This is a genomic window from Paenibacillus tianjinensis (genome assembly GCF_017086365.1).
GTDB classification, from domain to species: Bacteria; Bacillota; Bacilli; order Paenibacillales; family Paenibacillaceae; genus Paenibacillus_AQ; species Paenibacillus_AQ tianjinensis.
In genome coordinates this window covers 3,309,391-3,331,123 of sequence record NZ_CP070969.1, presented here as the reverse complement: position 1 = coordinate 3,331,123, position 21,733 = coordinate 3,309,391, and the positions used below count along the sequence as shown (strand labels likewise).

The 21,733-nt window shown below is 49.6% G+C and carries 19 protein-coding genes; 12 read left to right on the top strand and 7 right to left on the bottom strand.

Annotation, left to right across the window (positions count from 1 at the left end):
- Positions 1-2 precede the first annotated feature (2 nt).
- From JRJ22_RS14845 to JRJ22_RS14835, 3 genes are read left to right on the top strand one after another with little or no spacing between them, the layout of a single operon-like run.
- Entirely contained in the window at positions 3-1,292 is a 1,290-nt protein-coding gene (locus JRJ22_RS14845) for a hypothetical protein (protein ID WP_206100291.1), read from the top strand.
- Positions 1,285-1,983, top strand: a complete 699-nt coding sequence (locus tag JRJ22_RS14840; RefSeq protein ID WP_054940854.1) for a response regulator transcription factor — start codon at positions 1,285-1,287, stop codon at positions 1,981-1,983. The genes JRJ22_RS14845 and JRJ22_RS14840 overlap by 8 nt, the downstream gene beginning before the upstream one ends.
- Positions 1,980-3,410 carry a sensor histidine kinase gene (locus tag JRJ22_RS14835; protein WP_206105147.1) on the top strand — a complete coding sequence of 477 codons (1,431 nt, stop codon included), beginning with the start codon at positions 1,980-1,982 and terminating at the stop codon, positions 3,408-3,410. Before JRJ22_RS14840 ends, JRJ22_RS14835 begins: the two co-directional genes overlap by 4 nt.
- Before the next feature lie 111 nt (positions 3,411-3,521).
- On the opposite strand, the gene JRJ22_RS14830 is transcribed toward JRJ22_RS14835, so the two are convergent.
- The gene (locus tag JRJ22_RS14830) at positions 3,522-4,748 is read right to left on the bottom strand and encodes a glucose-1-phosphate adenylyltransferase (protein ID WP_206100290.1); all 1,227 of its coding nucleotides are present in this window, start codon (positions 4,746-4,748) and stop codon (positions 3,522-3,524) included.
- Between the two features lie 217 nt (positions 4,749-4,965).
- On the opposite strand from JRJ22_RS14830, the gene glgB reads away from it, so the two are divergent.
- The 3 genes from glgB to JRJ22_RS14815 all read left to right on the top strand — a co-directional run bounded on the left by glgB (position 4,966) and on the right by JRJ22_RS14815 (position 8,829).
- Positions 4,966-6,894, top strand: coding sequence for a 1,4-alpha-glucan branching protein GlgB (gene glgB, locus JRJ22_RS14825; RefSeq protein WP_206100289.1), 1,929 nt, complete (start codon positions 4,966-4,968; stop codon positions 6,892-6,894).
- Between the two features lie 31 nt (positions 6,895-6,925).
- The gene (gene glgA, locus JRJ22_RS14820) at positions 6,926-8,350 is read left to right on the top strand and encodes a glycogen synthase GlgA (RefSeq protein ID WP_206100288.1); all 1,425 of its coding nucleotides are present in this window, start codon (positions 6,926-6,928) and stop codon (positions 8,348-8,350) included.
- A gap of 116 nt (positions 8,351-8,466) precedes the next feature.
- Positions 8,467-8,829 (top strand): hypothetical protein, encoded by a 363-nt coding sequence (locus tag JRJ22_RS14815; RefSeq protein ID WP_206100287.1) that lies wholly within the window; start codon positions 8,467-8,469, stop codon positions 8,827-8,829.
- A gap of 112 nt (positions 8,830-8,941) precedes the next feature.
- Here the strand turns inward: JRJ22_RS14815 and map are convergent, their stop codons facing one another.
- Both map and JRJ22_RS14805 read right to left on the bottom strand, forming a co-directional pair.
- Positions 8,942-9,688 (bottom strand): type I methionyl aminopeptidase, encoded by a 747-nt coding sequence (gene map, locus JRJ22_RS14810; RefSeq protein ID WP_206100286.1) that lies wholly within the window; start codon positions 9,686-9,688, stop codon positions 8,942-8,944.
- 8 nt (positions 9,689-9,696) lie between these two features.
- Positions 9,697-10,281 (bottom strand): TetR/AcrR family transcriptional regulator, encoded by a 585-nt coding sequence (locus tag JRJ22_RS14805; protein ID WP_206100285.1) that lies wholly within the window; start codon positions 10,279-10,281, stop codon positions 9,697-9,699.
- Between the two features lie 263 nt (positions 10,282-10,544).
- Here JRJ22_RS14805 and JRJ22_RS14800 point away from each other — a divergent pair, with 263 nt between their 5' ends.
- Positions 10,545-10,955 (top strand): GNAT family N-acetyltransferase, encoded by a 411-nt coding sequence (locus tag JRJ22_RS14800; protein WP_206100284.1) that lies wholly within the window; start codon positions 10,545-10,547, stop codon positions 10,953-10,955.
- Positions 10,956-11,082: 127 nt separating this feature from the next.
- Here the strand turns inward: JRJ22_RS14800 and JRJ22_RS14795 are convergent, their stop codons facing one another.
- Complete coding sequence (locus JRJ22_RS14795) at positions 11,083-12,840, bottom strand: alpha-glycosidase (RefSeq protein ID WP_206100283.1); 1,758 nt, start codon at positions 12,838-12,840, stop codon at positions 11,083-11,085.
- Positions 12,841-13,307: 467 nt separating this feature from the next.
- On the opposite strand from JRJ22_RS14795, the gene JRJ22_RS14790 reads away from it, so the two are divergent.
- The 4 genes from JRJ22_RS14790 (at position 13,308) to JRJ22_RS14775 (ending at position 17,282) form a co-directional block, all read left to right on the top strand.
- The gene (locus tag JRJ22_RS14790; RefSeq protein WP_206100282.1) at positions 13,308-14,123 is read left to right on the top strand and encodes a transporter substrate-binding domain-containing protein; all 816 of its coding nucleotides are present in this window, start codon (positions 13,308-13,310) and stop codon (positions 14,121-14,123) included.
- A 143-nt stretch (positions 14,124-14,266) separates the two neighbouring features.
- A complete protein-coding gene (locus JRJ22_RS14785; RefSeq protein ID WP_206100281.1) occupies positions 14,267-14,926 on the top strand; it encodes an amino acid ABC transporter permease in 660 nt (219 codons plus the stop codon).
- A complete protein-coding gene (locus JRJ22_RS14780; protein ID WP_206100280.1) occupies positions 14,913-15,635 on the top strand; it encodes an amino acid ABC transporter ATP-binding protein in 723 nt (240 codons plus the stop codon). The genes JRJ22_RS14785 and JRJ22_RS14780 overlap by 14 nt, the downstream gene beginning before the upstream one ends.
- Positions 15,636-15,752: 117 nt before the next feature.
- The gene (locus JRJ22_RS14775; protein ID WP_206100279.1) at positions 15,753-17,282 is read left to right on the top strand and encodes a Ppx/GppA phosphatase family protein; all 1,530 of its coding nucleotides are present in this window, start codon (positions 15,753-15,755) and stop codon (positions 17,280-17,282) included.
- Here JRJ22_RS14775 and ppk1 read toward each other — a convergent pair.
- Positions 17,230-19,344: a polyphosphate kinase 1 gene (gene ppk1 / locus JRJ22_RS14770; protein ID WP_206100278.1), complete on the bottom strand. Its 2,115-nt coding sequence runs from the start codon at positions 19,342-19,344 to the stop codon at positions 17,230-17,232. The two genes, JRJ22_RS14775 and ppk1, sit on opposite strands and share 53 nt — an antisense overlap.
- Before the next feature lie 365 nt (positions 19,345-19,709).
- On the opposite strand from ppk1, the gene JRJ22_RS14765 reads away from it, so the two are divergent.
- Positions 19,710-20,381 carry a 3D domain-containing protein gene (locus tag JRJ22_RS14765; protein WP_206100277.1) on the top strand — a complete coding sequence of 224 codons (672 nt, stop codon included), beginning with the start codon at positions 19,710-19,712 and terminating at the stop codon, positions 20,379-20,381.
- A gap of 82 nt (positions 20,382-20,463) precedes the next feature.
- On the opposite strand, the gene JRJ22_RS14760 is transcribed toward JRJ22_RS14765, so the two are convergent.
- Entirely contained in the window at positions 20,464-21,330 is an 867-nt protein-coding gene (locus tag JRJ22_RS14760) for an IS3 family transposase (RefSeq protein ID WP_179088996.1), read from the bottom strand.
- Positions 21,327-21,629: a helix-turn-helix domain-containing protein gene (locus JRJ22_RS14755; RefSeq protein WP_076139116.1), complete on the bottom strand. Its 303-nt coding sequence runs from the start codon at positions 21,627-21,629 to the stop codon at positions 21,327-21,329. The genes JRJ22_RS14760 and JRJ22_RS14755 overlap by 4 nt, the downstream gene beginning before the upstream one ends.
- Positions 21,630-21,733 lie beyond the last annotated feature (104 nt).

The window sequence follows — 21,733 nt, the reverse complement described above, 5'->3', positions numbered from 1 at the left end:
TGATGAAGTTGAATATACGTGTTCTTAGGCGTCTGGCGGCAGTAGCTCTTTCCATGTCCCTACTGTCGGGCTGTACCTTCATCAGCGATCCTGTTTCGAAGATGAAGTCGCCGGAGCTCTCTGCCGACAAAGCTTCGCTGATGATGGCCATTAAATCACAGATGCCGGCCAGCGCATCGCTTATACGTCCGGCGGGAGATGAGGACAGCTCCATTTTTACGGAGGATCTCGATAAGGATGGAATGATGGAGACCCTGGTTTTTTACTTCACCGAGAACGAGTCTGTCCTGATCCATGGCATGATTCTGGAGAAAGTAGAGGATGGCTGGGTGAAGAAGCTCGTCTTTGACGGGGACGGCACGCAGCTGGAATCGGTGGATCTGAAGGATGTAACCGGAGACGGGAAGCTGGACATTATTACCGGCTATTCACGCGGCGATGAGAAGGGCGTAGTGGTGTATTCCTATTCCGGCGGTGAGCTGGAGGAACGGCTTGCACAGCCCTATACCAAATACATGATCGATGACCTGAACGAGGACGGGATTTCCGATATTACGATCGTGTACTTCAAACGCAATGAAGTGGACAAAATCACCACCTATCAATTTAATGACGGGTTCAAGGTGCTTGATCAGCTCGATAACCTGGACCCTTACTTTAATAATTATTACAATATTGTCTCAGGAAAAGTAGCAGAGAATAAAGAAGGTATAGTACTGGATGCGGCAGTGGATTCCCGCTCGGCTTATACGACAATGGTTGTTATGGAGAATAACAAGCTGCGCGTGGTGATACCAGGGGATGCCCGTACCTTTAAGGACAGAAAAATTATCAGTGAAGACATGGACGGAGACGGCATTATTGAAATCGGATTGCTTGAGCCGCCGAAAGGCTGGGAATATTTCGACCCGGAGACCATCCCTTATTTCACTTCCTATTACAAATGGGACGGGAAGGACGGGTTGACCTTTACGGCGCAGAAATACCGTGATCCGGCGGACCGTTTCGTGATTGATTTCTTGCCGGAGTGGCACGAGAGGATCACGGTGGATACGAAGTCAGTCCAGGATAAGTCACTGAAGTTTATTCTGTCGGATACGGGGGAAACGGTGGTGGAGGTATCTTTCTTCACACAGATGGAATGGGACCGCGTCAAGAATAGCGGATGGAAAGTTCTGGGGCGCGATATGGATAAGATAATCGGCTACCGGGGAGAACTGGTGCAGAGCACGGGCGGGAGCGACAGCGACAAAATAACCGCTCCAATCGAAAGGAAGGGAATCGATGAGTAAGGTACTTATTCTGGAGGATGAAGAATCTATCCGCAGTTTTATTGTTATTAATCTTAAACGCAACGGATTTGAAGTGCTGGAGGCGGCTGACGGCAACGAAGCGCTGCATAAGCTGACTACAGTACCCGATATTGATATCGCGCTGCTGGATGTTATGGTACCGGGTATCGACGGTTTTGAGGTGTGCAGGCGTATCCGGGAAACCAACGAGCGGCTTGGAATCATCTTTTTGACGGCAAAGGTGCAGGAACAGGATAAGGTTTACGCGCTCTCCGTAGGAGCAGATGACCATGTCAGCAAACCGTTCAGTCCGACGGAGCTGATTGCCCGTATTCAATCTTTGCTGCGCCGGGTTAACGTGCACCGCGAGCAGTCGGCGAAGGTGTCCTTCCATTCCGGTCCGTTTACACTTGATCTGATCTCTAAGCAGTTCAAACGCGGCGGGGAAGCCATCGAATTGACACCAACTGAATTTTCACTGGTGCAATTTTTCCTGGAGAAAGAAAACACGCCGCTCAGCCGCGATTCCTTGCTGGATCATGTCTGGGGTAAGGAATACATGGGGGATCCCAAGATTGTGGATGTGAACATCCGCCGGCTGCGCCAAAAAATCGAAAACAATCCGTCGGAGCCTGAATACCTGCAGACTGTATGGGGGCACGGCTATAAATGGAAGGGTCAAGGACAATGATCAAGAAGGGGATGCGCAGACAGATTGTACTGCACTATATTCTGGTAGTCTTTGTGGCGCTTCTCCTCGTTGAGGTTATCTTCCTGCTGGCAATCCGGACGTATTATTACGATAGCGTGTACAGTAAGATTACGACCCACATCAGCACGGCGGAAGAATTCCTGAAATATGAAATTTCGGGTGAGCGGTCGCCCAATCAGCTGCAAAAAGTGCTCGATTTCTTCAGCATGGAATATACAGAGCTGGAAGTCCTGTCAACCAGCGGAGATATCCTTACCAGTTCAACAGGCTTTCAGCCTGACCGCACCATAACTACCAGTGACGTACCTGAAGCGGTAGGCGGAAGTATCGGCCGGTGGGTAGGCAGACAAGCGGGAACGAATGAAAGTGTAATGGCTGTTTCCAAGCTGATTCAGGTCAGCAGCCGCGACAAGTATGTCATCAGATATCTCACCTCGATGGAGCGGATTGATAAAGATCTGCTGAACCTTACACTGGCATCCATCGGCATCGGTGCGGCGGTAATGGTGATTGTAGTCCTGTTCAGCTTCGGCCTGGCCAATTCGATCGTTAAGCCGCTGAATAATATTACCGCGGTTTCGGCCCAAATGGCGAAGGGGAGGTTCACCGCCCGCATCAAAGGTAACTATAGATATGAAATCGGTGATTTGGCTTCTACGCTCAACTATATGGCGGATGAGATTATCCGCAGCAATCAGATCAAGGACGACTTTATCTCTTCGATTTCACATGAGCTGCGGACACCGCTCACCAGTATCAAGGGCTGGAGTGAGACGCTGATTTCGGGCGGCTACGATCCGGAAGAGACCAAGCTGGGTATGGGGATTATCTCCAAGGAAAGTGACCGTCTTATCGGACTCGTTGAAGAAATTCTGGACTTCTCGAAGCTGCAGCAGAATGAAATGAAGCTCTCCATCGTTCTGATGGACATTAAGGTAGTGCTGCAGGAGACGATCCTGAATATATGGGCCAAAGCGGAGAAGAAGCGGATTCATCTGGTGCTGGAGTGTGAGGATACGATCTATATCAAAGGTGATCCGAACCGGTTGAAGCAGGTATTCCTCAATCTTGTCGACAATGCCGTGAAATTTTCTCCGGAGGATTCCAGTATCGTCCTGTCCGCCCAGCGCCTGTCAGTCAGTGAAATGGCTGTAATCGTGCGGGACAGCGGAATCGGCATCAGCGAAGCGCATCTCTCCAGGGTGCGTGACCGGTTTTTCCAGGTTGATGCGCTGAATGGAGGGACCGGACTCGGGCTGGCAATATCCCAGCAGATTGTGGAGCTTCATAACGGTAAGCTGGAAATGGACAGTGAGCTCGGCAAAGGTACACAGGTGACTGTTATTCTGCCGCTCACCGAGGAGCGTCCGGCAGCACCGGCTCTTCCGGAGGATGTCTACGAATAATTAGAGCGTCTGCTCCTGAATCTAAGATATGGCTAAAAGGGCTGAATTACCGGTCGGCAAGACCGGTAATTCAGCCCTTTTATTAATTGAATATGCTGAGGAAGAAGAGGCTTAAGAAGGAAGCCCTTCGGCCCGGAGTCTGCCGGTCTTCTCATAGACCTCTTGCAGCAGACGGGAAGGCTGTGTACGAATAACAGGTTTAGCGGCCACAATCTCATGAGGGCCGACAACGACGATATTGTCGCTGCTTCCTTTGATGACTGCTCCGTCCTTAATGACTGCACCTTCGCCAATAATCGCATTCTCAATCAGGACGCCGCGCCCGATGCGGACATTCGGCATTACAATACTGTGATGGATCCGGCTAAGCTTGCCAATTTCTACACCCCCGAAGATCACAGAACGCTGCAGGCTGCCTTCGAGCAGGCAAGATTCATTCACTAAGCAATCCTCTGCTTTGATCTGAACGCGCGGTTTAACAGCTGCCGGTTTGTTACGGCGGGCCCGGCTGTACATCGGCCACTGGGCATTATCCAGCTTAAAGCCGTTGTCATCCTCCTGCAGAAGGTCCATATGGGCTTCCCAGAGGCTGTCTACGGTGCCGACATCTCTCCAGTATCCTTTGAAGCGGTAAGCAAATAACTGATCATTGCCGTCAAGCATCGTCGGAATAACGTCTTTCCCGAAGTCATGGCTGGAGGCCGGATTAGCGGCATCGCGGAGCAGATGATCCTTCAGGTAAGCCCACTCGAACAAGTAAATTCCCATCGAAGCAAGATTACTTTGCGGCACTTTCGGTTTTTCCGCAAATTCGGAAATTTGGAGTTCTTCGTTAACATTCATCACACCGAAGCGGCTGGCTTCATCCCAAGGAACCTCCATGACTGAAATGGTTGCCTTAGCGGATTTGCCGATGTGATAATCGAGCATTTTGCGATAATCCATATGATAAATATGATCAGCTGAAAGAATCAGCACATGTTCCGGATTATGGCTGTCAATAAAATCAATGTTCTTATAGATGGCATCTGCTGTTCCCGTATAAGTGTCACGGCCTTCTACTCCGGAAGGCAGCAGCTTTACTCCCTGATCTGGCTTGGAATGAAGCCCCCATGGCTCACCTGACCCGATATGCTGATGCAAAGAGTTCGCTTCGTACTGTGTCAGTACGCCAACGGTATCTATCTTGGAATTCACACAATTGCTGAGGGGAAAGTCAATGATTCTATACTGTCCTCCGAAAGGGACTGCGGGTTTTGCCATAGTGGAAGTTAAGGGAGCCAATCTCCGGCCCTCCCCGCCTGCCAACAGCATGGCGACACATTCTTTTTTACTCATTTGTTATCCCTCCCATTTTTTTGTCAATGCTTGTAATATAAACTCACTACAAGCGCTTGAAACGACATAGGTGAAATATATTGCTGTACAGCAGGAAAAATTACAGAATAATTTTCTTTATTCAGAGAAACCCTGTTTTTGCCTTATAAATCATTTTCAAACGCCCAACATTCGGGTAATGTTATAGGTGCATCCTATACAATAAGGTGGTGATGATTTGCCTGACATACTTAAGACAGTAAACCTCCCGTCATCTGATGATATTTACCTGTTCCATGAGGGCACGAATTATCGCAGCTATACGATGCTGGGCGCGCACATTGCCGCTGAAGAAGGAATGACGGGCGTACGCTTTACCGTGTGGGCTCCTCATGCGACATATGTAGGACTGGCTGGTAATCATAACGGCTGGGATGGAACGCAGGACGTGGACTCGTTATATAAGATACCCGATTCAGGATTTTGGAGTCGTTTTTTTCCGGGAATAGAGCCGGGAACTTTTTACAAATACAGGATTGTATCCGCTGAAGGTGCAAGCTTTTTGAAGGCAGATCCTTACGCGTTTAAGGCAGAGGTGCGGCCGGCCACGGCTTCCGTTGTTGCGGATATCAGCGGCTATAGCTGGGGCGACAATCAGTGGAAGCGGAAGAACAAAGCTCCATACAACGGGCCGATGAACATTTATGAGATGCATTTCGGCACCTGGAAGCAGAAGGAGGACGGTGAATTCTATACCTACCGTGAGATGAGTGATCTGCTGATCCCCTATCTGGTGGAGATGAATTATACCCATGTGGAATTTATGCCGCTCGCCGAACATCCTTATGATTTATCATGGGGATATCAGGGAACGGGATATTTCGCTGCAACCAGCCGTTATGGAGAGCCGCAGGAGCTGATGTACCTCATTGATCATCTTCACCAGGCCGGTATCGGTGTTATTCTGGACTGGGTTCCGGCGCATTTTGCCAAAGATGCACATGGCCTCAGAATGTTTGACGGAACTCCGCTGTACGAATATGCTGATCCAATGCTGGCCGAGAAGCCGGGCTGGGGAACCCTGTCCTTTGATTTCAGCAAGCCGGAGATTGTCTCGTTCCTGATCTCAAATGCACTGTTCTGGTTCGATGTTTATCACATTGACGGAATGCGTGTAGATGCGGTGACAAGCATGCTCCGTCTCGATTTTGAGAAGCGGGACCACCAGTACCGGCGCAACCGGAACGGGGGACTGGAGAATTTGGAGGCGATTAGTTTCATTCAGCAGCTGAACAAGGCCATTTTCCATTACTATCCAAAAGCACTGATGATGGCTGAGGAATCCAGCGCCTGGCCGGGCGTTACTGCGCCTGTACATGAAGGCGGCCTGGGGTTTAATTACAAATGGAATATGGGCTGGATGAATGACACACTGGGTTACATAGAACATGATTTCGGGGCCCGGCCCTATCATCATAATTTGTTGACCTTTCCCATCTGCTACGCCTATTCCGAGAACTATGCTCTGCCGCTGTCTCATGATGAAGTCGTACACGGCAAGAAATCACTGCTAGACAAAATGCCCGGATCCTATGAGCAAAAGTTTGCCGGACTCAGGGTACTCTTGGGTTATCACATCTCCCATCCCGGCAAGAAGCTGCTGTTTATGGGTGGTGAGTTTGGACAGTTTATCGAGTGGAAGGATCAGGAGCAGCTCGATTGGCTGCTGCTGGATTACGAAAGCCACCGCCGGATGCTTGCTTTTACAGCTGCACTTAACAAACTCTACGTGACGGAGAAGGCGCTGTGGGAGCTGGATCATGATATGGAAGGCTACCAGTGGATTGATGCAGACGATAATGGCCAAAGTGTGGTTTCCTATATCCGCAGAGGCAAGAAGCCTGTAGATACCCTGCTCATCATTATTAATTTTCAGCCGGTGGAACGGCGTGATTACCGGATCGGCGTTCCGCGGCCGGGTACGTATGAAGAAATTTTCAGCTCGGAGAACATCGAGTTTGGGGGTTCCGGGATTCATAATGAACCGCTGAAGAGCACCAAGAAAGAATGGCATAACCAGCTGAACAGCCTGGAGCTGACGCTTCCGCCGCTTAGTTTTCTGGTCCTGAAGAAGGCGGGACGCAAGTCCAAAGCAGTTTTGGAATAGAGAATTCGTACAACGAAGGGGGAAAATCTGAATGAAAGTTTTATTTGCCGCCGCCGAAGCCCATCCGTTTATCAAAACGGGAGGTCTGGCCGATGTCATTGGAGCTTTACCCAAGGCGCTTAAGGGTGCAGGAGTGGATGTACGGGTGATTTTGCCTAAATATAAAGGGATTCCGGAACAATTCCGCTCGCAGATGGAGCCTGTGGCTGTACTCGATGTGCCTGTAGGCTGGCGCAATCAATATTGCGGCATTGAACAGATCGTTTATGACGGCATTCCTGTTTATTTTGTCGATAATGAATATTATTTTGGCCGGGACGGCATCTACGGATATATGGATGACGGTGAACGGTTTGCCTTTTTTAACCGCGCGGTGCTGGAGTGCCTGCCGCATATTGATTTCCAGCCTGATGTGCTGCACTGCCATGACTGGCATGCTGCCGTTGTTCCGCTGCTCCTGAAGGCGCACTACCGCCATATTCCTTTCTACAGCAACATGCGGACGGTATTCACTATTCACAACCTGCTGTACCAGGGCATTTTCCCGTATTCAGTGCTGGGAGAACTGCTCGGTCTGGACAGCAGTTATTTTACGAGCGTAGAGTATTACGGCAACGTGAATTACATGAAGGGCGGAATCGTCCACAGCGATCATGTCACTACGGTCAGCCCGACGTATGCGGATGAGATCCGTACAGCATATTACGGCTACGGGTTGGATGGGCTTCTGAATTCCCGTGCCGACAGCCTGAGCGGAATCGTAAACGGCATTGATACCAAGAGCTACAATCCGAATACGGACAGCAAAATCTTTACGAAATATCGCTCAAATCTGGCTAAAAAAGCCGAGAACAAGCTGGGTCTGCAGCAGGAACTGGGTCTGCCGGTGGCACCCTACATTCCGATGGTTGCGATGGTTACACGGCTGGTCGATTCCAAAGGCCTGGATCTGCTGACACGGGTACTCGATGAGCTGCTGTATTATGACGATATCCAGTTCGTGCTGCTGGGGACAGGTGACGAATCCTATGAGCGATGGTTCCGCGAGGCGGCATGGCGTTATCCGACCAAGCTTTCTTCCCAGATTTTGTTCAATGACGCGTTATCCCGTAAAATCTATGCGGCAAGCGACATTTTCCTGATGCCATCCAAGTTTGAGCCTTGCGGCATCAGCCAGCTTCTGGCCCTGCGGTATGGAAGTATTCCGGTCGTACGCGAAACCGGCGGGCTCAACGACACAGTTCATGCCTATAACGAGGAGACAGGCGAGGGCAACGGCTTCACCTTTAAGGATTACAACGCCCACGATATGATGTATACACTGCGCCGGGCCGTATCCTACTACCACAAACCGGAGCACTGGAAAAAGGTTACGAAAAACGCCTTCGCCGGTGACTACAGCTGGAGCGTTTCCGCACAGCAGTACATCGACATCTACGATAACATTACGGAATAGCTTATAATAAAAAACGATCACACCTCAAAAGCAGAAGAACACACCGCCAGGATCAAATCTTAGCAGTGTGTTCTTTTTTTGCAAATCAACAGAATCTAAGAAAGGACAGTACCCGCATGGAAAATGTATCACAAGCAGATCAATTGGAATCCATTAAATCTTTACAATCGACCATCCGTAAGCTGGAAAATGCTTTGTCTCAAATGACTCAAAATGGTGCCAATACTACCCTCGTAAAGAAACGGCTTAAAGCTGTTTCCATCGGTTTAGCCGTGCTGGAACACGTCTGGAATCAAGGGCCTCATCATTACATACAGGAAGATTTAGCAGAAGCCCGCAAGGTGATCGCAGGTTTATTTCCATCTATTCAAAACAGTTATGCGAAGTCAAAGACGGGTAGTCCGCAAAGAACACTGCTGGAGCGAAGAATAAAGGCCTTGGAACTGGCTGTTCAAGCGATTGATGATCTCACAACTTAACCCATGACGATGGCTGGGTGTGAAATCAAACGAATGCATCAGAGGAAGAAAGAGGCTATGCGTGGCCCGCAAAAAAGAGGTCGGCCATTTCGCTGGCCGGCCTCTAATGATTTTATTGCGCAGTCAGGATTTGTGGACCTTCAGCAGTAATGGCGATTGTATGCTCATATTGGGCGGCGAGCTTGCGGTCCAGTGTTCGGGCGGTCCAGCCGTCCGGATCGATTGACATATAGTAGGTGCCTTCGGTGATCATGGGCTCGATCGTGAACACCATGCCTTCCTTGATGCGGAGGCCTTTGCCGGGCTTACCGACATGCATATAGGTCGGCTCCTCGTGCAGGTCCCGGCCGATGCCATGGGCGAGAAGGTCGCGCACGACGCCGAAGCCGTTCGATTCGGCATGCCGCTGGATCGTGCTCGTCACATCGCCGAGCCGATTGCCGGGCTGGGCCTGCGCGATGCTGAGGTCAAGGCATTCCTTGGTGACGCGCATCAGCTTCTCGGCCGCTGGCGAGATCTCACCAACCGCATAGCTCCAGGCTGAATCACCGAGCCAGCCGTCGAGCTCTGCGACCGTGTCGATCGTCACAATATCGCCTTCCTCAAGCGGTTTATCTGTAGGGAAGCCATGTGCGATCACGTCGTTGACGGAGGCACAGGTCGCATATGGATAGCCCTTGTAGCCCTTCGTGTATGGCTTGGCGCCGTGCTTCAAGATAATGTCCTCGAATATGCGCTCTATCTCGTTCGTCGTGATACCCGGTTTGATGAGCGGGGCGATCGTACGGTGGCATTCGGCCACCACTTGGCATGCCTTGCGGATGCCTTCGATTTCATGCTTGCTTTTTAAGATGACCATGGTTGTTATCAATACTCCTTCGTAATAGCTTGCATCGCAAGCTGGGCGATTCGATTGACGTCCAGCTCGGAAGTACCCGCATAGTAGTGCACCCCGCAACAGCCAACCAGCACGGCAAGCATATAGTCTACGCTGTCGTCTTCGCGCTGCGCGATCGATTTGAGCGGAAGGTACAGCTGTTCCATGAATCGTCTCTGAGCGGGATGCCGATCTTTCTCAGGCAAGCCTGAATATTGTTCCGCCGCCATTTTGTAGACGAGATATGCGCGGGCATCCGACAGCCACAGCCGGAGCAGCATCTTGCAATACGTCAATAGCTGCCTGTTATCCGAGGTGCTGCGGCTGAGGTTAGACCATTCTGCAAGTGCTTGCTCGCATCGCTCGAAGCCGCTGTCCAGCACCTCTTCTATCAGTAAATGCCGGTTAGGATAATAATGGTATACCGTGCCGTAACCGAGCTCGGCCTCGCGAGCGACGTCGCGAATATCAAAGCTGCCGCCGGTGCGGAAGTAGGCGCGCGCGGCGAAGTCCAGGATCTGTTCTCGGCGCTGCATCCGTATGCGCTCATTTTGTTCTTTAGTACGGGGGCACATAGACGCGTGGACCTCCTTTTATAGACCTGCAAATTTGTCAATATAAAGAGTGTAATGCATGAGGGGAACAAATGCAATTATCTTTGGGTGTTCGGCGAAACATAGTATGAATCTGAATAATAAGGCACTAGGCCGTCAAAACAAAGTTGTAGACACTAACGGCCAGTAGAGTTTAATTAAAGATGTTATTTATTGTCGGTGCTTAATAAAGTTCTGTTAGAATGTCATTAGATTTTTTAATGGGACATAAGGGAGGAAGAAAGTTGAAGATCGTCTTTGCAACGGACTCAGACTATGAATACATACGAAACCGTGACCCTCATATTTCTGAGAGCTTAATACTGTCAAAAATAAAGGGAAATGAGATATACATTCTGCGAAATCAGGATGAAAGTAATATCGGATGGATGAGGTATGGATACTTTTGGGACAACACCCCTTTCATGAACATGATTTGGGTCGATGAACAATATAGAGACAAGGGGGCAGGAAAGCAAGTTGTCCTCTTCTGGGAAGAACAAATGAAACAAAAGGGCTTCAATCTGATTATGACATCTACTCAGGCTGATGAAGGAGCCCAGCACTTTTATAGAAAACTAGGCTATAAAGATGCAGGATGCTTAATTCTTGATACACAACCATTGGAAATACTCCTCACCAAAAATTTAAACTAACGGACCGTTTTATCCCTTATGAGTTAATATAATGAGCGGTAACTTGAGCCAGACAAAACCAAAGGCAGTCTAGAACTGAATTCCAGTTCAAGGCTGCCTTTGGTTTTTTGTATTGAAGGTAACAGCTTTAAATCGAAGGCTGCTCCAGATTACGGCACAGAATCCGGTAACCGTACGGATCAAGCGAGATATTCATCATTCCATCTACGGGAGCTACCGGGTCACCGGTCAGCGCATCCTGCCAGTCGTCGGTCTCCATCGGGTGGCTGAGTATGCGGGGAACGGGGGAATTGTTCATCCAGACCGTGAAATGAATGATTTCATCCGCCCGCTCATAGACGATGCACGGATCATTCTCGCAGGCCTTGAGGATGCGGAAGCGGCCTTCGCGCAGCGCCTTATTTGCCTTGCGCAGAGCGATCATCATTCGGTAGAAATCATACAGCTCCCGGTCCTGTTTCTCCTCATCCCATTCCATGCATTTGCGGCAGTCGGGGTCCTCATTGCCCGTAAGCCCGATCTCATCGCCATAGTAAATGCAAGGTGTCCCCATAAAGGTGAACAGGAAGACGACGGCGAGCTTCAGCCTGCGTTTATCCTCCCCGACAACCGTCAGAAGACGCGGGGTGTCATGGCTGCCCAGCAGATTAAAGACGACCTCGTTCGTCTGCTGCGGATAGCGCATCAGTAAGCTTCCGATCCGATGTCCGAAGGTAACGCCGTCCATGCCACCGTTGAAGAATTCCAGCACCGTGCCGGAGAACGGGTAGTTCATGACTGAATCAAACTGGTCGCCGAGCAGCCAGGTCAGGGAATCACTCCACACCTCACCGACGATATAAGCATCTGGGTTCGCAGCCTTAACAATCTTGCGGAAGTCGCGCCAGAAATGGTGATCGACCTCATTGGCGACATCCAGCCGCCAGCCGTCGACCTTGATCTCCTTGATCCAATATTCAGCCACCTCAAGCAAATAGGTTTTGACCTCATGGTTGGCGGTGTTGAACTTCGGCATATTGCCAAAAAAGCCGAAAGTGTCATAGGTAGGTATACCGTCGACAACCTCAGCGGGGAAGGAGTTCATATGGAACCAGTCTTTGTACACAGAGTATTCACCCTTCTCCAGCACGTCCTGAAAAGGCGGGAACTTGTCACTGCAGTGGTTAAACACGGCGTCGAGCATCACCCGGATACCCCGTCTGTGGCATTCCTCAACCACGCGCTTCAGGAGCTCATTATCGCCGAAATGGGGGTCCACTTTTTTATAGTCTACAATGTCATATTTATGGTTGGAAGGGGAGACGAATAATGGTGTGAAATAAACGGCGTTGATGCCAAGCTCCTGCAGATCATCCAGATGATCCAGCACACCCTGCAGATCTCCGCCAAAAAAATTATCCAGCTTCGGTGTTCCGCCCCAAGCCTCGGTTCCTTCCGGATCATTGCCGGGATCGCCGTTGGCGAAGCGCTCGGTCATAATCTGATAAAACACCGCATCCTTGGCCCATTTGGGCACCTGAAACAGGTCGATTTGGTGTATGTAGGGAAACTCGTAGAAGTGGTTTGGGGGCTGCGGACACTCCGAGCGGATGCCATTGTCAAGAAGATAAACATCCTCAGGGCCTTTGCTGACACGGAAAGTGTAGCTAAGGCGTTTATATTTAGGCCGGACCGCGCATTCCCAGTAGTCAAACTTATCATCGGATGCAGCCTTTTCCATCATAATCTCATAAAAGGTATGTTCCCAGTCATACTTGTCTCCGGTGAGGGCTGTAACACAGTCCACATCGTCCCTTTTGGTGCGTACACGCAGATGTATAGTTTTTGTATCGTAGGCGTAAGCCCACTTGTCACGGGGTACATGGTACATAGCTTCCAAAAGCATGAGAGCACCTCCTAAAAGTTTTGTGAGCTAATCCTCCTGAGACACATCGTACAAAACTCGCTTCGAAAGCATAAACCTAAGTTTTGTGAGCTAATCCTCCTGAAATGCCGTATAAAATGGCTCTGTGAGCATATATCTATGCTTTGTAAGTAAATTCACCTGAGCCAACTCTTAATAAACTGTTTCGTAAGCCATAGGTAATTAATACCACACGAATGGATCCTGTGAACCAGTCAGGGTCATCCGGGTTATTTCGGTAGCAACTGGAGATGATACCTAGTATATACCTCTTGCCTGAACATGTGCAAAACAGGGCAGGCATTAGCTGTTGAAATCACCATGCCTTACCTTCAAATAAACGAGTCTTGTCACAAAAATGTCTTTGCATATTCATGCGCAGTGATTTATAATAAATCGGTCAATGGGACAACTTAGAGAATTTAAGAGAGAATAGGGGAGATATACAGATGAACAAATGGGGTAAACTTTCTTTAGGAATGCTGCTTGCGGTAGGAATGATGACCGGCTGTGGCAACAACAATGATAATGCTGCATCAACGGACACTAATGCCGGCAATACCGGTACAGCCGCCAAAACGCTGACACTGGGTACAAGTGCAGATTTCCCGCCATATGAATTCCATAAAGTGATTGACGGCAAAGACACCATCGTAGGCTTTGACATCGACATTGCCAAGGATATCGCTGCGGATATGGGCGCTGAGCTGGTTATCAAGGATCTGCCTTTCGATTCCCTTTTAAATGAGCTGTCCAGCGGCAGAGTGGATATGGTGATCTCCGGCCTGAGCCCGACTGAAGAACGCAAAAAAGCAGTCGACCTGTCCGATATCTACTATAAAGCGGAGCAAGCAGTAGTAGTACGTGAAGCCGATAAAGATAAATTTGCTACCATGGATTCCCTGAAGGGTGCCAAGATCGGTGTTCAGACCGGTTCGATCCAGGAAGATATTGCCAAAGGCATTGAAGGCGCACAGCTGACTTCGCTCGGCAAAATTTCCGAAATCGTTCTGCAGCTGAATTCCAACCGTGTGGATGCTTCCATTATGGAAGGGCCGGTTGCCAAATCCTTTGTGAAGAATGTTAAGGGCCTGGTTATTACAGATGCTAAACCTGAAGTGGAAGATGACGGTTATGTAATCGGCGTGAAGAAGGGCAACACAGAGCTGCTTAATCAAGTAAATACTACCTTGACCCGCCTGAACTCCGAAGGCAAAATCGAAGAGTATGTAGCGGCGGCAAGCGAGCTTGCCGAGAGCGAATAAGCTTTTTACCTGACACAATCTGTGATGCAGAGGTTTTCTGCGGCTTCACTTGCTGCAGAGTAATGCTCTTTAAGTAGAAAATAGCGATAATTCGCTGTTTTCTATTTTTTTGAAAATTGAAGAACAGGAGGTTTTGCCAAGAGATGAACATTTTTGATATGGCTTATGAATACCGCAATTTTTTCTTCTCCGGTTTAAAGTATACATTGCTGCTTGCGGTGATGGGCGTTTTCTTCGGCTTTGTGCTGGGGATTATTGTCTCTCTGCTGCGCATGTCCAAATGGAGGGTTCTGCGTTTTATCGCATCCGCCTGGGTTGAATTTTTGCGCGGGACACCAATGCTGGTGCAGCTGTTCCTGATCCACTATGGCCTGCCGGAATTCGGCCTGGAGTTTTCTCCGATTCAATCGGGGGCGATTACCCTGACCATTAACAGCTCGGCTTATCTGGCGGAAATCTTCCGCGCCGGTATTCAGGGGGTAGACCGCGGCCAGGTAGAGGCGGCCCGTTCGCTCGGAATGAAGCAAGGGATGACCATGCGGTATATCGTGCTTCCGCAGGCGCTCAAAAATGTGCTGCCGGCTATCGGGAACGAGTTTATTACAATCATTAAAGAGTCCTCCATCGTCTCGATGATCGGGGTAGCGGATCTGCTCTTTGAGGCAAGAACCATTACGACGATTACTTATGAGGGATTAACTCCGCTTGTTGTCATCGCCGTAATGTATTTTATACTGACCTTTACACTATCCAAGCTGCTCGGCATATTAGAAAGGAGGCTGAATACGGATGATCGCCGTTAACAACCTGCAAAAGCATTTTGGCAAGCTGGAGATCCTCAAAGGAATCGATCTGGAGATCGAAAAAGGCGAGGTTGTAGTCGTCATAGGACCCAGCGGTTCGGGGAAAAGCACCTTCTTGCGCTGTCTGAACCTGCTGGAGCAGCCTACGGGCGGCGAAATTACCTTTGAAGGCCAATCCATTACGGATAAGAAGCATGACATCAATCAGACCCGTGAAAAAATGGGTATGGTCTTCCAGCAGTTCAACCTGTTTCCGCATATGTCCGTCCTGCAGAATATTATGCTGGCTCCGCTGAAAGTGAAAAAGCAGCAACCCCAGGAAGCGGAGAAAATCGCCGTAGAGCTCCTTCGTACCGTAGGTCTTGAAGATAAGCGCGATGCTTATCCTGCACAGCTGTCCGGCGGGCAGAAGCAGCGGATCGCGATTGCCCGGGCGCTGGCGATGCAGCCGCATGTGATGCTGTTCGATGAGCCTACCTCTGCACTGGACCCGGAAATGGTCGGTGAGGTGCTTGAAGTAATGAAGAAACTGGCTGAGCAGGGCATGACGATGGTCATTGTAACTCATGAAATGGGCTTTGCCCGTGAGGTCGGCGACCGCATCCTGTTTATGGACGGCGGATACATTGTCGAGCAGGGTACACCGGCAGAAGTATTCGGCAATCCGAAGCATGCCCGCACTCAGGATTTCTTGAGCAAAGTGCTATAAAAATGCGAAAACGGCCCCGGAATACACTCCGGAAGCCGTTTTTTTCTTTTGGCTGGGGCAATAATGGGTGATATAGTATATAAAATGGCCAATCAACTTGTAAAGGAGTACATACAGATGAGAGATGATCTTTGCCGGATTGGCATAATCGATATTGGCTCCAACTCTATACGGCTTGTAATCTATGATACGACACCAGAAGGCGGCTACAAAATTATCAAGGAGTGTAAATACTCTGCTCGTCTGAGTGAGAAGATTACAAAAGAGGGCAGACTGGAGCGGAAGGACATGGATACGATTATTCCGGTCCTGTGCCAGTTCAAGGAAATCTGCAGCGCTTTTGGAGTGGAGAGAATCCGCGCCGGAGCCACAGCCGCGATCCGCAACGCAGCCAACTCCTCCGAGATTATAGAATATTTGTCGGCTGAATCCTCGATAACCATTGAAGTCATCAGCGGTTATCAGGAGGCTTACTTCGGATTCCTGGGTGTGATCAATTCTTCGGACGTTCAGGACGGGTTCGTCATCGACATTGGAGGGGGAAGCACTGAGGTTACCCTGTTCCGCGGGCGCCGCTATCAGCAGAGTATTTCCTTTCCGTTTGGCGCGGTCAATACGAATCTGATGTTCAGCCACAGCGGCAACTGGAACGCAGAGCAGGTGAAGAAGCTTCAGGCCTATGTAACCGGCAGGCTGGTTGAGCATGACTGGCTGGGCACCGGAGCAGGTCTCCCCTTGTACGGCCTTGGCGGGACGCTCCGTTCACTCGGCAAGCTCGATCAGAAGAACCGGGATTATTCACTGCCGAATTCGCATGGTTATATCTTATCCGGTGAGACCATCGCCCGGTTTATGGAGACGTTGCCGGCCATGCCTTATGAGAAGCGCAAAGAGCTGGACGGGCTCTCCAAAAGCCGCGCGGATATTATCATCTCCGGGCTGGTCATTTTCCATACCGTGTATCAATATATCGGAGCGAAAGAGGCGCTGATCAGCGGGGAGGGGCTGCGCGAGGGCATGCTGCATGATCTCCTGAGACCCGAACAGCCTGTACGTGACAGTGCGCTTGAATTCAGTCTGGACACGATCATCCGCTTTGACATTCACACCTCTAAGCAGCATTTAGACCATATCTATAAGCTTGCACTCCGCTTGTTCAATGCTTTTGAAGGGGGAGGGGACAGGACAGAGCAGGAAATGCTGATCTATGTCTCTGTAATGCTGCACCGTACAGGCTCCAACATTAACTACTATCAGTCCAAGCGGCATACCCGCTACTGGCTGATGAATTCGCCGATCCGCGGGCTGACCCACCGCCAGCTGATTCTCAGCGCCTTGATCGCATCCTACAGCACAAAAAGCCGGAAGCAGAAACTGTCCCAGGCACATAAGGACATTTTGCTGCCTTCCGACGAAGAGCTGATCCATAAGCTTGGTACACTTGTGCAGCTGAGCATCGCGCTGGATAGTACCGAAATCGGCATCATCCGCGACCTCACAGTCCAGCTGCACGGCAACACGCTTGATTTGGAGCTGCATGGCACCTCGACAGTCCTTATAGGGCTCGAGGACATAGAGAACGCTCTGAAGGCATTCAGGAATGCTTGGGCGGTGAAGGTAAAGCTCGGTTACCTTTCCAACGGCTAACATCCATAGCGGCGAACTGGCTCCGGAAAGGGGCCTTTTTGTCGTCCGGACGTTCATAATATCCGTTCGGCTGCAGGAAGCTGGCTTTAACATTGTCTTTGAGCGTCATTTCAAGAATCTTCACAATTTGCCCGCGGATACCGGAATCCTTCACGGGACACATCAGCTCAATCCGCCGAGTCAGATTGCGGGTCATCCAGTCGGCGCTGGACAGGTAAACCTCAGGCTTGCCGCCGTTCTCAAAGTAATAGATCCGGGAATGCTCCAGGAACCGGTCGACAATGCTCCGCACTTTGATCCGCTCACTGAGACCCTCAATTCCCGGCCTCAGGCAGCAGACACCGCGTACGATCAGATCAATGGACACACCGGCCTGAGCGGCGCTGTACAGGCTGTCAATGACCTCCTGATTGGACAGGGAGTTCATCTTGGCGATAATCCGCGACGGTCTGCCGGCGGCGGCATGCTCAGCTTCGCGCAGAATCAGCTTTTGCAGCGACAGGCTCATATTGGTTGGCGCAACGATGAAGGCATTCCAGTCAAAGTTGGCGGAATAGCCGGTCATCTGGTTGAACAGCTCGGAAGCATCCAGACCGATCTCATTGTTCGCGGTGAACAGGCTGAGGTCTGTATAAGCCTTGGCTGTACTGTCGTTGTAGTTACCGGTTCCTACATGTACGTAGCGTCGCAGCTCGTTGCCTTCCTGGCGGACGATCAGCGTTACTTTGGCATGGGTTTTGAGGCCGACCAGACCATAGACAACATGGCAGCCGGATTGCTCGAGCTTGCGCGCCCAGGCAATGTTCCGTTCTTCATCAAACCGGGCTTTCAGCTCGACAACTACAGTGACCTGCTTGCCGGATTCAGCAGCATGGGCCAGGGCAGTGATTAGCGGTGAGTTGCCGCTTACCCGGTAGAGCGTCATTTTGATAGCCATGACATGCTCATCCTCGGAGGCCTGGGTGATGAAGTCGGTCATCGCATCAAAGGATTCGTAAGGATGGTAGACAAGCACATCGCGTTCGCGGAGTACCTCGAAAAAGTCTTCATTCTCATCAAATTCCGCCGGATACTGCGGTTCAATCGGAGCTTCGAACAAATAATTGAATCCTTTTAGAGTGTTTGCAAATCCGCGAAGGAAGCCGAGATCAAGCGGCCCCTCAATTTCGAATACGAAATCCTCCAGCTCGAATTCGGCCTGCAGCTGCTCCAGCGCGTACGGATGAATTCCCTTTTGTACTTCCAGCCGGGCAGGGACGCCGCGGCGGCGTTTACGCAGCTCCTTTTCAATCTCTTCCAGCAGGTCTTCTGCACCTTCTTCATCAATCGTCAGGTCGGAATTCCGGGTTAAGCGGAACTCACTGACAGCTACCGGCTCGTAGCCGCTGAACAGGGTTTGGATATGATGGCGGATTACATCCTCGATGAAGACAAACTGCCGCTTTTTGCTGTTGGAGCGGTGGGGTAGCGGAATGCATCTTGGCAGGTTAGACGGGATTTGCAGGATCGCAAAATAAGGTTCCTCCTCCTGGCTGTTCTTACGGGTAAGCACAACTGCCAGATAGATGAACTGGCTGTGCACCAGCGGAAATGGTCGGCTCTGGTCAACAGCCATCGGTGTCAGTACCGGAAAAATAATGTCACGGTAATACTCTTCAATGGACTGCTCCTGGGCATGGGTCAGGTCTTCGTAATTGACGAAAACGATACCTTCTTTATGCAAATGCCGGGAAAGGTCGCGGAAGGTGCGGTATTGGTCGGCGATGATTTTCGTAACCCGTTTGACCAGACGTTTGTACAGTCCGGAAGGAGTAAAGCCGGTAAAATCCTTTTTAGTATAGCCCGCTCTGATCTGATCCTGGATTCCGGCGACGCGGACACTGATGAACTCATCAAGATTGCTGGAGACGATCGCCAGAAACTTAGCCCGTTCCATCAGCGGATTATCCGGGTCCTGAGCCTCTGCCAGTACGCGGCGGTTGAATTCGATCCAGCTCAGATCCCGGTTAAGATAAGCGGTAGCAGGGCTGGTATGGTTGTTTTTTTTCTCATCTGTATTCACGTTCGTAGACCCTCCAAGTGTGCCTCAATGTCTGATTTAGCGGATAACATCCCAGAAGGACGGCAAAACCGTGTCTTCTTGTCATATTCTATCATTCTACTATTTGCCAAAGCGAGAAATGTTAAATCTGTGTAAAATTTTCACTTAAATGAGCCGCATAATCTTAATATTTTTTGAAATGTACGATTTTTATGAACGGTATGTAATCTTTGTATCCTAATAAAAAAGCGGAAATCAGCGTATTGATAACAGATTGGTAACATTTTCTTAGGCATAGGTTACAAAATTGTGATATATTCATACCTGTGTTAACAAATCTCTGCACTTTAGATGCCAGCATGAAGAAGGCTATGAAGGAGGCACATATGAAAATCAGATTCAGCGCCATAACCGCATTTGCTGCGGCCATCGGGATCAGTGCGCTGCTGCAGGCAGCACCCGCCCAGGCTGATAGCGTACATACCGCAGGAGCAGGTACAACCTATTATACTCTATCCAACTATTATGGCATAAGCATGAACAAAATTATGAACGCCAACCCGGGGGTTTCCGCCACAAATATTTATCCGGGTCTTAACCTGACCATCCCTGGCATCACTTCGCCGAAATTGGTTGCCCAGGCATCTGCAGCGTCCAAAGCTTCCATTATCACAGCGGCAGGGTTGACTGTGGAAGCGGCAACAAATACAGTCCAGGCTTGGGGTAAGGAATTCAGCTATGATAAAGTGCTGCAGGTCAAAGCTTCCGCTTATTCCTCTGCAGCCAGCGAGAACGGTGAATGGGGTGCTGTCGATTATTTCGGCAATCCGCTGAAGCTCGGCACTATTGCTGTTGATCCTAGCGTGATCCCGCTCGGCACCAAAGTGCTGGTTACCGGACATTCTCACCCGGGTCTGCCAAAGCAGGCGTTTCTTGCTACTGCTACAGACATGGGAAGCGCAATTAAAGGCAACCGGATTGATATCTTTATCCCCGGCAGCCAGAGCTCGGTAGCGGAGTTTGGATTCCAATATGTGAATCTGTATATTATTGAATAACCCGCTGAACTGCCTGCGGATTTAGAAACGGATACCTTCCTGAAATGGTCAAGACCCCATTTAGTAGACATTGAAAAAAGACCTAGGCTACAAGCTGATTCCTGTACTCAACAGGAGTCAGCTTGTTTAGTTTTCGTTGTGCTCTATCTTCATTGTAAAAACGTATATACTCCTCAATTCTTCTTTGTGCCTCAGCGATACTTCGTATATCATAAGGATAGAGTGCTTCGACTTTAAGATGAGAGAAGAAGCTCTCGATGGAGGCATTGTCATAACAATTTCCTCGGCGTGACATGCTGATTTGGGCGCCAACCTGTGGCAGCATGTCGTGGTATGCATGGGACGTGTACTGGCATCCCTGGTCGCTGTGAACGATCAGTCCAGTCACGTCTTTATGTGTTTCAAAGGCCTTTCTAAACGTCTCTAATACAAGTGGATTGTCGTTACATCTGCTAATGTGGTATCCGACGATCTCGTTATTCCACAAATCCTTGATGGCTGATAAGTAAATTTTCTCATCGAATACCCGATATTGTGTAACATCCGTTACCCATTTCTGGTTGGGTTTATCCGCTTTGAAATTTCTTTTCAGTAGATTCTCTGCGACTCTTCCATCCGAAACTGCTGCCTCATAGGTTGTTCTATGGACGTACTTACGGCGTATAATCGCCTTAATACGAAGCTCCTGCATGAGTCGTAAAACCTTCTTGTGATTCACGACAAGGTGATATTGGCGGTATAACTCATCCTGTATCCGACGGTATCCTACCGTCTTGTCCCGTTGCTCGTATATGGCTTTGATCTTACGTTTCAACTCTTGGTCTGGATCCTTTTCCTTGCGCTTCAGATAAGCATAGTAACCGCTTCTGTGGACCCCTAAATATCCACAGAGTTCCTTTACGGTCTGCTTATGCTTCAGTTCGTCGATGACAACATATCTATCCTTCAACCCTCCCGATTCAAGATTTGTAACCACTTTTTTAGAACGTCTACCTCCAACTGTAAACGACGTAGTTCTCGCTCTTGCTCTGTTTCAGACCTGTGCGGATCTCCACGTCTATCCTGAAAAGAGTCTTTTCCCTTTGCCCGATACTTCCTCACCCAGACACTGACACGCTTCCTGTCATTAATATCCAGGTGTTCTGTAATCTTTCTGCAGCACCATCCTTCCTCCATAAACAGTCGAACAGCTTCTACTTTCACAGACTCAGGATAATGCTTAAACTTCTGACCTTTCTTAGCTGGCATAAAAATGCACCCCCTAGAATTACATCGGATTTACCCTGGGGTTTTTCCAATGTCTATTCTAAGGGGTGCACTTCAAAAGGGAGGGTATCCGTTTTTTTTTGTTA